This window comes from Streptomyces violaceoruber (assembly GCF_033406955.1).
Classification (GTDB): domain Bacteria; phylum Actinomycetota; class Actinomycetes; order Streptomycetales; family Streptomycetaceae; genus Streptomyces; species Streptomyces violaceoruber.
Window position 1 is genome coordinate 8,542,015 of the sequence record NZ_CP137734.1, and the last position, 14,588, is coordinate 8,556,602.

Annotated in this window: 7 protein-coding genes; 3 read left to right on the forward strand and 4 right to left on the reverse strand. The window is 73.9% G+C overall.

What is annotated here, in order from left to right:
* Nucleotides 1-18: 18 nt before the first annotated feature.
* The 3 genes from R2E43_RS38495 to R2E43_RS38505 form a co-directional block, all read right to left on the reverse strand.
* On the reverse strand, nucleotides 19-6,255 hold the full coding sequence (locus tag R2E43_RS38495) for an SDR family NAD(P)-dependent oxidoreductase (RefSeq protein WP_332057071.1): 6,237 nt from the start codon (nucleotides 6,253-6,255) through the stop codon (nucleotides 19-21).
* A gap of 50 nt (nucleotides 6,256-6,305) precedes the next feature.
* Nucleotides 6,306-7,889 (reverse strand): PfaD family polyunsaturated fatty acid/polyketide biosynthesis protein, encoded by a 1,584-nt coding sequence (locus R2E43_RS38500; protein WP_332057072.1) that lies wholly within the window; start codon nucleotides 7,887-7,889, stop codon nucleotides 6,306-6,308.
* 67 nt (nucleotides 7,890-7,956) lie between these two features.
* Complete coding sequence (locus R2E43_RS38505) at nucleotides 7,957-9,165, reverse strand: SDR family oxidoreductase (RefSeq protein ID WP_332057073.1); 1,209 nt, start codon at nucleotides 9,163-9,165, stop codon at nucleotides 7,957-7,959.
* Between the two features lie 777 nt (nucleotides 9,166-9,942).
* Between R2E43_RS38505 and R2E43_RS38510 the strand changes: the two genes are divergently transcribed.
* Nucleotides 9,943-11,289, forward strand: a complete 1,347-nt coding sequence (locus tag R2E43_RS38510; RefSeq protein WP_332057149.1) for a hypothetical protein — start codon at nucleotides 9,943-9,945, stop codon at nucleotides 11,287-11,289.
* 90 nt (nucleotides 11,290-11,379) lie between these two features.
* Here the strand turns inward: R2E43_RS38510 and R2E43_RS38515 are convergent, their stop codons facing one another.
* The gene (locus tag R2E43_RS38515) at nucleotides 11,380-12,744 is read right to left on the reverse strand and encodes an NAD(P)-binding domain-containing protein (RefSeq protein WP_332057074.1); all 1,365 of its coding nucleotides are present in this window, start codon (nucleotides 12,742-12,744) and stop codon (nucleotides 11,380-11,382) included.
* 254 nt (nucleotides 12,745-12,998) lie between these two features.
* Here R2E43_RS38515 and R2E43_RS38520 point away from each other — a divergent pair, with 254 nt between their 5' ends.
* Nucleotides 12,999-13,613, forward strand: coding sequence for an ABC transporter ATP-binding protein (locus R2E43_RS38520; protein ID WP_332057075.1), 615 nt, complete (start codon nucleotides 12,999-13,001; stop codon nucleotides 13,611-13,613).
* Nucleotides 13,610-14,485: an ABC transporter permease gene (locus R2E43_RS38525; protein ID WP_011026861.1), complete on the forward strand. Its 876-nt coding sequence runs from the start codon at nucleotides 13,610-13,612 to the stop codon at nucleotides 14,483-14,485. The genes R2E43_RS38520 and R2E43_RS38525 overlap by 4 nt, the downstream gene beginning before the upstream one ends.
* Nucleotides 14,486-14,588: the final 103 nt, after the last annotated feature.

Below are 14,588 nucleotides of genomic sequence, written 5' to 3' on the forward strand. Positions count from 1 at the left end.
AGGAGGGGAAGTGCCCGGTCAGGAGGGGCGGCTGACGAGTTCGACGCCGGTCAGCTCCAGCAGGACGGACCCGCTGGGGCCGATCAGCGCGGCGTCGCAGCGTGCCCCGGTGTCGTGGACCTTCCGTTCCCGCACCACACAGCGCACGGCGTCGTCCACCGGCCCCCGCCGGTACACCCTGCACTCCGCGACGGCCATCGGCAGGGTCGCGGCCCCGAGTACCTTCTCGCCCCAGAGCAGCGCCAGTTGGAGCGCCCCGTCCACGGCCGCCGGATCCAGCGGACCGCGCCCGCCCGGCCAGCCCAGGGACCGCAGGCCCGCGACCGTCGCCTCCGCCCCGTGCTCCGACACACCGCGCACTTCGCGCAGGGCGTGGAACCGGGGACCGTGGAAGAGGACGCCCCCGTCGTACGGCGCGGACACGTCGAGCGGCTTCAGGTCCGCCGGGGTGTCCCAGCGGGACGGGTCGGGCGCGCCGTCGCCGGTGTCCACGACGGCACGGAAATGCGCCGGCCCCTCCTCGCCCCGCAGCTCCGCCTCCACCCCGGCCGGGGAGCCGGGCGCGCCCCGGCTGCCGAGCACGGTGAGCCGGTGGCCCACGCCTTCCAGCTCCGGCAGGTCGTACTTCCGGTACACCCGCAGATCACGCAGGACGAGCTGCCCCTCGGCCGGCAGCCAGGCTGCCGCTGCGCCCGCGAACCAGTTCAGGACCAGCGCCACGGGCAGCACCGGGACGCCGGCGGGCGCGTGGTCGGCCAGCTGCGGCAGGGTGTCCGAGCTGACCAGCACCTGTGCGCGCAACCGCTCGTCCGCGGCCGTCGGCCCGTCGCCGGCCGTCAGCACGACACGGGCCTGGCCGGCCGCACCGTTTAGTTCGGCGGTGCAGGCCGCGGCGCCCTGGGCCGGGGGGATGAGCGGCACCCCGGCCCGGCCGAAGTGCGCGGCCAGGGCCGGGGTGACCATGCCGCCCTGCCAGGGGCCCCAGGCCACGCAGCGCACCAGGCAGTCGGGGCGGCGAGCCTGCTCGGCCGACGCGACCTGCTGGAGGACTTCATTGGCCATGGCGTAGTCGCTCTGGCCCGCGTTGCCGAACACGGCGGCCACCGACGAGAACAGCAGAATCGTGTCCAGGGGATCGTCCGCCGTCGCCGACAGCAGCGCCCGCAGGCCGTCCACCTTCGTGGCCATGACCGGCTCGGCCTGCTCGTCGGTCTTGTCCGCGATCCGCTTGTCGGCGAGCACGCCCGCCCCGTGCACGATGCCGGTCACCGGCCCCCACGTCGCGCGCACCTCGCGCAGCGCCGCGGTGAGGGCGTCGGCGTCCCGGACATCCACCTTGACGTACCGGGCGGGCGAACCGGCGGCCTCCAGCCCGGCCAGCGTCGTCCGTACTTCGCGGGCGGCGAGAATCCTCCGGGCCTCCTCCGCGATCCGGGCGGGCGAGGACCCCTCCGCATCCCCGGCTCGCTGCGCGAGCAGTCGGGTGAGGGCCCGTTCATTGGTGGCCGATGCCAGACCGGCGGGCTCGGCGGCCGCCTCCGTCCGTCCGAGCAGGACGATCCGCGGCCGGTGGGTCCTGGCCAGGTCGAGCAGCGCGGCGGCGGTCACCCCGCGGGCGCCGCCGGTGGCCACGATCACGGAGTTCTCGCCGATGCGCGGGGCGCCGCCGGGTGTGAGCGGGCCGGGCACCATCCGCAGCAGGGCGCGGGTGCCGTCCGCACGAAGGCCGACCTCCGTGTCGGCTCCGCCTTCGAGCAGTTCGCACACGATCGCGTCGGCGACCTCTTCGTCATTCCGCCCGCCCCGCTCGCAGTCGAGGACCCTCACCCGGACGTCCGGCCACTCCTTCGCGGCGGTCCGGGCCAGTCCGGCCGTCCCGCCCAGCCACGCACGGCCGGGCGCGTGTCCGCCGAGCCCGAAGTCGCCGCCGGTGTCCTGGACGGTGACGAACAGGCCGCCGCCCCCGGCCGCCCGCGGTGCCAGCGCGCGCGCCGCGCGGAGCGCCGAGCGGTGGACCTCCCGGGCCTCGTCCGGTGTGCCGCTCGCGGACAGGCCGCCGAGGTGGATGACGCCGCGCGCCCCTTCGGGTACCTCCGCCACGGCGGTGGCGTCCACACCGCGCTCCGCCAGCTTCCGGGCCACGAGGCCGACGACCGGGCACCCCGCCACGTCCTCGCCGCTCACCACGACCGGCCCGTCCAGCAGCCCCGCCGTGGCCAGCCCGCACACCGGGGACTCCACCATGCGCGGCACCAGCCGGGTCAGGGGTGTCCACCCGTCCACCCCCGCCTCATCGGCGGACGGCTCGGATCCGTCGCCCCGTACGGCCGGGACATCGACGGTCGTGGAGAACGGGGCGGCCGCGCGAGCCTTTGCCGGGGAGGGCTCGAACGCGTCCGCGCGGGGCGCGGGCACGACAGGGACGTCCGGCTCCGGCGCGGGCCCGGCGGTCCGGGCGCCGGAGGCGAGTGCCGCGGTGATCTCCCGCAGGGTGCGGAGCTTGCCGAGCCGTCCGGCGTCCCCGACCGCCACGTCGCCCACCCGGCGGCGCACGGCCGACAGGATCTCGACCCGCTTGATGGAGTCGACGCCCAGGTCCGCCTCCAGATCCATGTCCACGTGCAGCATGGCGGTCGGGTAGCCGGTGAGGTCGGCCACCACCGACAGGAGCAACTCCTCCAGCTCCGAGGAAGACAGCTCCGAGGAAGACAGCTCCGAGGAAGACAGCTCCGAGGAAGACAGCTCCGAGGGAGTAGGCTCCGACGCCGATCGGTCCGGCGCCGACGCGTCCCGTGCCGGTGCTTCGGTCGGTAGTGCCGGCTCCGACACCGAGGGGCGCATCGCGGCGCTCGCCGGAGGGTCGCTCGCCTCCGGGACGGGATACGGCGTCGCGGCCCCGACGACCGCGGCGGGAGCCGGCGCCGCCACCGGGGGCGCCACGGCGGCCGGTACGTCGAGCGGGCCGACGGAGCGGGGGAGCGGCAGCGCAGCGGGCGCTGTCATGCCCGGGGCCGCACCCGGGACCGGCGCACCGAGCAGCGCCGCCAGGGTCGTCTCGGTCATCCTCAGGAAGGCCATATGGCTGTCCGTCAGCAGACGTTGACAGGCGAGGTGGGTCTCGGCCGTCTGCCGGTGGATGCTCTCGACGGCGAGCTGCCGATCGTCGCCGATGACCGGGCGGGCGTCAGCCGGCGCCTCCGCAGGGTGCGACGGGCCGAACTCCTGCGGCGAGGACGCGGCAGCCGGCTCGTACACCGGTGGCAGTGGCACGTCGCCGGGGGCCTGCGAGGGCAGCGCGACCGCCGGTACGGGGGCGGCGACCGCCGGTACGGCGTCGGGGCGCGGCCCGTGGTCCGGGGCGGGCGTCGGTTCGACGTGCGGGGTTCCGGAGGGCGGGAGCTGACCGTAGTTGGCTCCACTGATCTTCACGGTCATTCGGGGCTCGCGCTCCTTCGCTGGTGTTACGGGCGATGCGTAGGGGGTCCAGAGGGGATTGAGGTCGAGGGGAACGCCCCGCACGGCGAGTTCACCGAGCGCGGCGTGGAAGGTGTCGGCACCCGCCCCGGCCGGCCGGTCGAGGGGCACGGCCGCGTGCTCACGGCCGCCGAGGATCTGCCCGACCAGGCCCGTGAGCGTGGCCCCCGCGCCGACCTCCACGAAGGTCCGCACCCCCGCCGCGTACATCGCCTCGATCTGGTCCTGGAAGAGGACCGGCGAGGCGAGATGTCCGGCGACCCGGCGGCGCACCGCGTCGGGGCAGGAGGGGTAGGGTGCCGCGTCCGTGTTGCCGTAGACCTCGATCCGGGGCTCCGAGAACGTCACCGTGCGCAGGTGGGCGGCGAGCGGCTCAACAGCCGGGGCGACCAGCGGGCTGTGGAAGGCGGTCGACGCGGACAGTCCGCGGGAGGCGATCCCCGCGGCCGAGAAGGCGCTCCTGGCCCTTTCGACCGCCGCCGCCGAACCTGAGAGCACCGTCTGACGGGGCGAATTGTGGTTGGCCGGCCAGATGTCTTCGAAGCCACCGCCGGCCAGTACCTCCGCCACGCGTACGCGGTCCGCCGCCACCGCCAGCATCGCGCCCGGGGTGGCCGCCGCCTCCCGCATCAGCTCGCCGCGGCGCCGCGCCAGCCCGACCAGCGACTCCGCGTCCAGGGCGCCCGCGCAGTGCAGTGCCACCAGTTCGCCGAAACTGTGGCCGGCCACGCAGTCCGGCCGCAGCCCCAGTTCCCGCACCACCGCCAGCAGCGCGAGCGCGTGCACAGCCAGCGCCGGCTGAGCCCACTCGGTGGCGTTCAGCAGGGCCGCTCGGGCGGCGCGCTCCTCCTCGGTGAAGGCGGGCGGCGGGAACACGGCCCGGTGCAGCGGCCTTCCGTCGAAGCGGATGGAACCCAGCCGGTCCCACACGGCCTGCGCGGTCGGGGCCAGCATCGCGAGCTCGGCCCCCATCCCGACGTACTGGCAGCCCTGCCCGGGGAACAGGAAGCCGATGCGGCCGGGCGCGGGCTCCCCGTACGCGTACCGGATTCCGGAAGGGGCCGAGAACGACGCCTCGGGGCGCCGCCGGATGTGCGCGAGCGCCTGCGCGTACTTCCCCCGCAGGTCATCGGTGTCGGCGGCGACGACGGCCAGCCGCACCCGGGCGGTGGGCGAGAACGCGGCGTGGCTCTCCCTCGCCAGCGCGGCCAGCGGCCGTCCGTCCTCGGGCAGTCGTTCCTCCAGGGCGGACGGCGAGGCGGCGGCGAACAGGACCAGCTCGCTCGACGCCGTGCGGTGGCGCAGGGCAGGGCGGCCCGTGTTCTTCGGCGCGGGGCGCGCAGGGGTGCCTGCGTGCGTGCCCGATGAGGGGGTGGGCACGGTCGGCGGGGCGTATTCCTCCAGGGTGACGTGGAAGTTGCTGCCGCCGAAGCCGAAACTCGACACCGCCGCCCGGCGCGGATGACCGGCCGGCCGCACCCACGGCCGGGCCTGCGTGTTCACGTAGAACGGGCCGTGAGGGGCGGCGGCCGCCGGGTTCGGCCGTTCGACCTTGACGGTGGGCGGGAGCACCTTGTGGTGGAGGGCCATCACTGCCTTGAGCAGCCCCGCCGCACCCGCCGCGCACTTGGTGTGCCCGATCTGAGACTTCACCGAGCCGATCGCGCACCACTGGCCGTCAGGACGTCCCGAAGCGCCGAACACCGCGTTGAGCGCGGCCAGTTCCGCGGTGTCCCCGGCCTTCGTGCCGGTGCCGTGCGCCTCGACCAGCTCCACGGTCTCCGGCGGGTAGCCGGCCTCCTCGTACGCGCGTCGCAGGGCCCGTTCCTGCCCCTCGGGCAGCGGGGCGTAGATCGCTGTGCTCCGGCCGTCCGACGAGGTGCCGATGCCCCTGATCACGGCGTGGATCCGGTCGCCGTCGCGCTCTGCGTCGGACAAACGCTTCAGGGCGTACATCACGACCGCCTCACCGAGCATCGTGCCGTCCGCCGCCTCCGCGAACGGGCGGCAGTCGCCGCTGGGGGAGAGCGCGGGCGTCTTGGAGAAGCACAGGAACATGCCGATGTCGTTCCCGGTGTCCACGCCGCCGCTGATGACCAGGTCCGCCCGGCGCAGGGACAGTTCTCCGACCGCCGTCGACAGGGCGGCCAGCGAGCTGGCACAGGCGGCGTCGGTGGTGTGGTTGACGCCGTGCAGATCGAACCGGTTGGCGATCCGTCCCGCGACGACGTTGCCCAGCAGCCCCGGGAAGGTCGACTCGCGCCACGGCTCGAAGCGGGCGGCGATGCGGTCGCACACGGCCTGCGCCTCGGCCTCATCCAGCCCGCTCTCCCGCAGCCCCGCCAGCCACGCGGGGCGCTGGGAACGCCCGTACATGTGCGGCAGCAGTTCGAGGGCGGCCGCCCCGAGGACAACGCCGGTCCGGTCCCGGTCGATCCCGGACGTCCCGCCGGCGTCCCTCAGCACCTGGTCGGCGACCATGAGGGCGAGCAGCTGGGAGGTGTCCGTGGCCGGCAGATTGGCGGGAGGCACCCCGTAGGCCATCGGGTCGAAGTCCACCTCGGGAAGGAAGGCGCCCCGGCGGGCGTACGTCTTGTCGGGGGCGGCCGGGTCCGGATCGTAGTGGTCCTCCACCCGCCAGCGGGAGGCGGGGACCTCGGTGATCAGGTCGCGGCCGCCGGTCACGACCCGCCAGTAGCCGGCTGCGTCCGTGGCGCCCGGAACCAGTGCCCCGACGCCGACCACGGCGATGGGGACCTGGCGGGGGGTGGAGCCGGACATGGTCTCTCCTCGGGGTCGGGCGGCGGCGGACGGTGCCGCGGCGGGGCCGCTCACGCCAGCTCGCGCGGCGTGTAGGTGAACGCCTCGGAAGGCAACGGAACGCCGTACGTGCGCAGTTGATGGGCGCGGGTGAGTGTCGCGGCCCCTTCCAGCAGGTTGAGGGCGATCTGCGTCACGGACCGGTGGGGCGGTTTTGCCAGGAAGGTGCCGGCCGCCCACCGGTTGAACGCGCCCATCGCCGGTCCGCACCAGATCTGGTAGTCGGCCCGCCGCGCGCTCTCCCCGGTGATCGCCCACCGGCTGGAACTGCCCAGGTACCAGCGGAACACCAGAGCCATGCGGTGTCGGGGGTCGGCCTCCGCACGGACGGTTTCCGCCGGATCGCGCTCCTCCCAGAAGGCACGCGTGCGCTGCCAGACCTCCTCGAACGGGGCGCCCAGCACGTCGCGTTCGATGGCGGTACGCAGCGCGGGCGGGATCTCCTCCAGCGAGCCGTGGTCACGGTAGGCCGTGTACAGGCGGCCGGCCCGCCGGGCGAACATCGTGCCCCGCGACAGCACTTGCAGCTTCACGCCCAGCTCGAACATGTCGGCCGACGGCGCCATGGCGACATCGGCGACGTCCGCGTCGCACAGCATCGCCTTGGCCTCGTCGGACAGACCGGCCTCGACCGCCGTCTGGTTCACCGAACCGGTGACGACGTAGGACGCGCCGAGAGCGAAGGCGGCGGCCACCGCGTCCGGGGTGCCGAGGCCCCCGGCCGCGCCGAGGCGGACCGGCCGCCGGTACCCGAACCGCCGGCAGACCGTGTCGCGCAGGGCGGCGATCCGCGGCAGCAGGACCGACAACGGCCGGTTGTCGGTGTGCCCGCCGCTGTCCGCCTCGACGGTGATGTCCTCGGCCACCGGCACCAGGGCCGCCAGGGCCGCCTCCTCGCGGGTCAGGCTGCCACGCGCGACAAGAAGGTCCAGCAGAGCGGACGGGGCGGGGGAGAGGAACCTCTCGGCCACCTCGGGACGGGAGAGCTTCGCGAGCAGCCGCGTACGCCGGACGACGCTGCCGCCCGCACCCCGGCGCAGGCCCTGCGCCGAGCACAGTACGACCGCAGGGGTCAGCTCCATGAACGCCGACACCGAGATCCGGGGGACGCTGCAGCGCAGCAGAAGCTCCGCGACCCGCCACTCCAGCTCCGGTTCGGCCGGTGAGTGGATGAGATTGACTCCCCAGTTCGTGCGGGACCCCAGCTCCTGCGCCAGCGAGTGCACAGCCCGCTCCACCTCCGGGAGGGGCAGGCCGCCCGCACCGAAGAAGCCGATCATCTCCGCCCGCGCCATCGCCGCGACCATGCCGGTGGTCGCGATGCCGTTCGCCATCTCCCCCGCCACATAGGGGAAGCGGACGCCGTGCGCCTCGCAGAAGGTCCGGCCGCCGAGCCACTCGGGATACAGCGGCGGCAGCGTGCCCAGCACCGGACCGGCGGGCGGCGCCCCGGTCGCGAGGCCCAGCTCCCGGCCGTCCGGGCCGCTGACGACGTGCACGGGTTCCCGGATCAGCCGGACACGGTCGGCGATCCCCTGGGGGGAGAAGACCGGCGGACGCACGGCAAGGGCGCGGGGAGCGGCGAGAACGGACACGGAAGCTCCAACGGGGCGGGACGGTTGCTGCTGGTCGGGCGTACGCCGTCTGCGACGTACGGGAAGCTCAGGAGCACGGTGCGGGCGCAGGGGCGGGCGGGGTGTCCGGGGGCCGGGGGAGCGCCCCGCTCCTCGGGGCCAGTCCGGACCACAGCCGATCGAGACCGACCGGAGCGCAGACCGCCGCCGGACCGAGCAGGGTCCTCACCCGGGTGTCGTCGAACCGCCGCCGGTGGGTGAGGTAGGCCGTGATGCCCGGGTAGAAATCGATCATGGTCTCCAGCGCCGAAGGGTCCTCCGGCTTGGCGTCGACCAGGTCGATCGAGAGGGGGACGAGCCGTTCCAGCAGGGCGACGACGGTGGGCACGGGGACATCGCGGTCATGGACGACGTGGTACGTGTCGACCCCGTGTGAGGACGGCAGTTCGGACAGGCGGACCATGACGTCGGCCGCGTGTTCCACCGGTAGCAGGTTCAGCCGCCCGTGCGGGTGCCCCACCGTCCGTACCCGGGGCCGAGCCCCGGGGCCCGGCAACCCATGAGCGCCGCGGGAAGAACCGTCCGGAGCCCCGTTGGGAGAGCTCGTGGCGGTCGGTGGTGCGGCGACGGTCGCCCGTCGCGCGTCGCGCAGGATGCGCTCGACGACCTGCAGGGGGTGCGAAGGCAGCTCCGGGTGCGAGGGCACGTCCGTGACGAGGATGCTCGGCCGCAGCACCAAGGCCGGTCGCCCGTGCTCGCGGGACCAGGCGTGAACCAGCAGCTCCGCCTCGTACTTGGACTGTTCGTAGGCGTTCTCGAAACCGGCGCCGTCGTCCAGTTCGTCCTCGTACGCCACCCCGGTGCGCCGCGCGCCGGCCACGAACGCGGTGCTCACATGGCGCACCACCGGTTCCGCGCGCCCGGCGGCCGCCAGTTCCAGGACGTGGCGGGTGCCTTCGACATTGGTCCGCCGCAGCTCGGGAAGGTCCCCCTCCAGATGGATGCTTCCCGCGCTGTGCCAGATCGCGCCGAGGCCGTCGGCCAGCTCTCGGAACGCCCGTGCGGACAGGCCCAGCCGGGGCAGTGCCAGATCGGTCTCCACCACCCTCAGCCGCTCCGGCAGTCGTGCGAGGAACGCGCTCGGCGCACCCATCAGTTCGAGGGAACGGGTGATGCGGTGCAGCGCGTCGCCCGAACCGGCGTGGGCCAGGACCGTCACCCACGCGTGCGTGTCGAGCAGACGACGTAACAGGCGCAGCCCGAGGAATCCGGTGGCGCCGGTGAGTGCGACGTGCACGAGCGTGGCTCCCAGAGCGGTGAGAAGGGCGGTCCCCGCCGTGCGGGGCGTGCGGAGGCGGAGCACCGGCGGTGCGGCGGACCCGAAGCGGATACGAGCGGCACGGCGTCGACCGTCCCGCGCGGGTCGTCGTCGGCGATCGCGCCGCGCACGGTCCGGATCGTCCCGCCGATCCGTGCTGCCGGTGTCGCCGGCGCTGCCGACGCCCGTCCCGGACAGGGCTCACCAGGCCTTCGAACCCTGGTGATCTCCGGCGTTTTCACACAATGGCAGACGGCGGACGGAACACACCCATTGATCCGTCCTGGCCACCCGAACGGAGGATCTCGCTCGACCGTGGGTGCCGCCGGTGCACGCCGCTCGGGCCGGTCCCTCTTTCGGTGGAACTCGTCACGGTGCACCGGGATCACACCCTCGGAGGCCGCGCCCCGGGACACGGCCGCGCGCGCCAGGCGTCGGAGGCCCGCCGCGGCACGGGAAAACGAGGCCCCGAGGTGCGGAGAGCGGGTGGGCGGCGACCGGCGCGGAACCGTCCGGTGCCCGCCCGCGGAGCCGGGACGGGCCACCGCAGCCGGCCGGCGCAGCCCCGGTCGCCGGTCATCCTGGTGAGCCGCCGGTCCCGGCAGCGCGACCGGCTCGGGTGGGTGGGGCGCCCGGCCATTGGATTCCCCGCCCTTCGCGTGCTGCCGTACCTCTGTCCCACCACCGGTGGTCATCGCGACCGCCTCGGCCCGAACGGGAGCCCGCACCCGCATGCCCGATTCCGAGCAGTCCACCGTGTCCGCCCCGCCCACCGCGCCGGCGGACCCCTCTACGGGGTCCGACCGGCCGAAGCGTTCCGTCCCCCCGCCCCGTCATCCCACCCACGCGGTCGACCGCGCGTTCCTCGACCTGGAGCGCCGCCGCCCCGAGGTCCGCTGGGACGCGGGCGGCGTCGCGTATCTCAGCGGTCCGCCCCCGAGCCTGGCCGATCTCCGCGCGTACGTGGCGTTCCGGCTCGGTGAACTGCCGCTGCTCACCAGCCGGGTGACGGGAGGCAGGCGGCCCGGGTGGCAGCCGTCCGAGGACTTCCCCGTCGACCGGCATGTGTACGAGGTGGTGGCCGACGGACCCGCCGACTGGGACACAGCCCTGCACAGCGCGCTCAACGCCCCGTTCGCCCCCGGCGCCTACTGGGGGGTCTGGCTGATCCACGGCCACGAACCCGACGCGTACGCCCTCTGCTACCGCTTCCTCCACGCCTGCCAGGACGGCTCGGCCGCCGCCATGACGTTCCGCGCGATGCTGGGCGACGGGGAGCCGTCAGCGCGTCCACTGCCGGGCGGGAGCGGTGTGTTCGGCGTGCCCCGGCGGTTCGGCGCGGCCGTCGCGCTGGCCACGAGGTTCCTGGCGCGCACCTTCACCGTGCGCGGTCACCGCCCGGACCCGGCCTTCGCCCCTGCCGGTGAGCGGCGGCTGTGGCGGGGGCGCGTCCCCGTGGACACCCTGCGGCTGATCGGCGCCGGACGCGGTGGCTCGGCCCACGACGCGCATCTCGCAGCGCTGGCCGGGGCGTTGTCGGTGTGGGCGGCCCGCTCCGGTGTACCACTGCCCCGGGTGACGGCCGTGCTGCCCGTCGACGCGCGGCGGGCCGATGAGGAGCAGACCTGGGGCAACCGCTGCTTCGCCCTTCCGGTCGACCTGCCGGTGGGCCCCGCCCCGGGCCGCCCGCACGGCTCCCCGGACGAGGAGGCGCCGCTGCGACGGCTCGACCAGATCATGGCGGTGACCCGGAAGCTGCGGGGCGACACCTGGCGACAGGCCGTTCAGGACCTGGTCCGCTACATGCCGGACCGTCCCACCGCGTGGTACCTGCGCAGGATGCTGTCCCCCCGCGTCACCAACGTCATGGCCACCTCCATGCCGCTCGCCGAAAAGGGGAGCCTGGGGGAGACCCGGGTGACGGGGACGGCCCTGCTGCCGCTCCTCGTGCCGGGACACCTCTGCGGAGTGGGGCTGTCGTTCTTCGGCGACTGGGCGGAGGTGTCCTTCGTCGCGGACCGCGCCCTGCCGCTGGGCGAGCTGCTGCCGGAGCTGTGGGAACAGGGCGTGCGAGAGCTGGCCGAGAGCGTGCAGCGGGGTTGAGCGGGCGTACGGGCCGGGGCGCGGGCTCCGTGCCGCCCCGGCCCGTTACATGACCAGCCCTGCCGCCCCGTACCGGTGCGGGAGGGCTCGTCACACCGTGTCGGACACCGGAGCGGGACGAGGCGCGGCGTCGGGGCGTCGAGCGTCTGCCCGGCGCGCTCGGCGTCTGCCCGCCCGGAGCTCCCGGCGAAGGGCCCGCCGGTAGGCGCAGATGTCGATCTCGATCCCGTGCCGGTAGGACGGCGCGTAGACCTTGTCGTGCCGTTCCCGCGCACGGGCGATCGACCGGGTCATCTCCGCGGGCGTCGGCAGGAGGACCTCCCCTTCGATCAGGTCGGCGATCCATTCGGCCTGCGGTTCGAGCAACGGGAAGGCCGCTCCAGCCGGTTGTGCGAGCCCCATGAAGAAGAGCCCGGGAAGCCGGGGCGGCACCGTGCGCAGATACAGCTCGGTGCGGCCGTCCGGCGCGGCGAAGACGGCGGGGTCCAGGAAGGGGAAGGACAGCGAGTACCCGGTGGCGTACACCACGGCGTCCACGGTCTCGCGGCTGCCGTCCGTGAAAGACACCGAGTCCCTGCCGAAGGAGCGGATACCGGGCTTCGCGGTGACCGCGCCCCGGGCCAGCTGGACGAGCAGCTCGTCCGACGTGGAGGGGTGGGCGGCGAGAGGCCGCCGCACCGGTTCGGGGAGCCCGTAGAGCGCGGGGGCCCCACGGGCCAGCCGCAGCAGGAGTGCCATCCCCGGGTCCTTGAGGAAGCGGGGCAGCACGGCCGCCCTGCTCACCGCCCAGTGGTCCGCGGGCCGCCCGAGCAGCATCTTCGGGAACACGTGCGCCACGGCGCGGGCGGAGAGGAACGTCCGGGCCGCCGAACGGGAGATCTCCGCCGCGATCTCGCACCCGGAGTTGCCCATCCCGACGACGAGAACCCGCTGCCCGGCGTACGGTTCGGGGGAGCGGTAGGCGTGCGCGTGGACGGCGGAGCCCTCGAACACCCCGGCCCCGGGCACAGCGGGACTCGGAAGACGCGGGTCCCAGTGGTGCCCGTTGGCCACCACCACCTCGGTGTACCGATCGGTCTCCGCCTCCGCCGCTCCTCGGCTCCGGCGGGTGACCTCCCAGCCGCCGCCCTCCACAGGGCGCACGGAGGAGACCTCCGTGCGCAGTCCGATGTGACCGTGCAGCCCGAAGGTCTCCGCATAGCTCTCCAGGTAGGCGAGGACCTGGGTGTGGTGCGGGAAGACCGGGTAGGAATCCGGCATCGGCAGCGAGGAGAAGGACATGCTCTCCTTGGAGATGTTCGCGTGCAGCGACGCGTACACCCCCGACATGCCGTTGTCGTTGCCATAGCGCCAGAGCCCGCCGATGCCCGAGCCCGCCTCATAGCAGTCGAACGGGATGCCGCGCGAAGCGAGGACTCTACTCGCGGCCAGGCCGGACGGGCCGGCTCCGATCACGCATGTTCTCCGCATGGCTGACCGGCCTTTCACGTCAGACGGGTACGACCTTCCGGGAGGCCGGTCACGGTAGCCGCCGCCACTGCGACCGAGGCGGTTTTGGGCAGGCTTCCCGCCGCACGCGTGACAGGCGGGCGCCAGGTTGACACCGCAGGGGGCGTTCTCCAGGCTGCCGTTTCCCTCGCCCGGCCGACTCGTTGGGCACGTGCGGACCGGTTCCGCGCACCGCAGGCCAGGTACCACGGAGCGAAGCGATGGACGTCCACGATGTGCACCATTCCTACCGACAGCACGCCGTCCTGAGGGGCGTCGGCCTCCGGCTGAAGCCCGGCACCCTGGCCGGGATCGTCGGCGAGAACGGTGCGGGCAAGACGACCCTGCTGAAGATCCTCTCCGGTGAACTCCGTCCGGACCGGGGGACCGTGCACCATGGCGGCAGGTTCGGCTACTGTCCGCAGACCGTGGTGCTGGACGACTCCTTCACCGTCCGCCAGCATCTCGACTTCTTCAGGAGCGCGTTCGGCCTCACCGGGCTCGAACGGGCCGAGGAGGTGATGGAGACACTGGCCTTCACCGAGTACCTCGACCAGCGCGCGGGTCGGCTCAGCGGGGGCTCGCGGCAGAAGCTCAACCTGACCCTGGCCCTCATGCACGACCCGGACGTACTCCTGCTGGACGAGCCCTACCAGGGCTTCGACTGGGAGACCTACCTGCGCTTCTGGGAACTGGCGACCAGGCTGCGCGACGCAGGGCGTTCGGTGCTGGTCGTCTCGCACCTCGCGTACGACATCGACCGGCTGGACCAGCTCTGGCGCCTGGAGGGCGGGCGCCTGCACATCCAGGAACGGCCTACGGAGGCCGCGGCGTGAGGCGGCACCTGTCCCTGTTCGTCACGGCATCGCGGTACGCGCTGATCGGACACGCCCGCAACCGGTTCGCCATGCTGCTGGTGGTCGTGTACATCCCGGTGTGGATCGCCCTCGCCTATGTGACCATTCCCGATCAGCCCGCCCCCTTCCGGCTCCGGGCGACCGGCGAGGTGCTCTCCCCGCCCGGCAACCACCTCACTCAGATCACCGGTGCGCTGAACGCGGTCACCCTCATCGCAGGGTTCATGATGTTCGCGGCCACGTTCACCGGGGGAGCCTTCGACCGCCGGCTGGCGATGGCGGGTTACCCCCGGTTCCACCTCGTCCTCGCCAAGCTGTCCGCGCTCACGCTGGTCTGCGTCGCGATCTCCGTGTACGCCACCGCGGTCGCCGGGTTCGCCTGGACGCCGCGACAGCCCCTGCTGCTCACCGCAGCGCTGTTCGGCGCCGCCCTCACCTACGGCGCGCTCGGCGTGGTCTTCGGCTCGGTACTCCGGCGCGAGGTCGAAGGGATGTTCGCCATCCTGATGATCAGCGTCCTCGACGTCGCCCTGCAGAATCCCCTCTCCAGCTCCGGGTCCGACAGTGCCGTCGTGCGCTTCCTCCCGACGTACGGAGCGGTACAGGCCAGCATGTCCGCCGCCTTCTCCGACGCGTCGGGCGGCCGGGCGCTCCTGACCCAGTGCCTCTGGCTCACCGGCGCGTCGGCGGCGGCATTCCTGGTCTTCCGCCGACGTACCCGGAACGCGCTCGTGCGGCACAGGAAGCCGCCGTTTCCGGCGCCCCGCGGCGCTGGAGGAACCGAGGGCCCAGGCGTTCACCGGCCCCCGGCGGAGTCCGGCCCGGCGCCGGAAAGGGTGGGACCCGCCTGACCGCCCGGCTGCCCCGGGGCCGCTCGGGGGCTCCGCCCATCGCACGGACGGCCATCGACCCCGTGTGCGCCCCCTGTCCCGCCGATACGCCCGTGACCTGGGC

Excerpts from the sequence above, each read along its gene's own strand:
- R2E43_RS38495 (WP_332057071.1), bottom strand. The coding sequence starts at position 6,255 with ATGTCCGGCTCCACCCCCCGCCAGGTCCCCATCGCCGTGGTCGGCGTC.
- R2E43_RS38520 (WP_332057075.1), top strand. The coding sequence starts at position 12,999 with ATGGACGTCCACGATGTGCACCATTCCTACCGACAGCACGCCGTCCTG.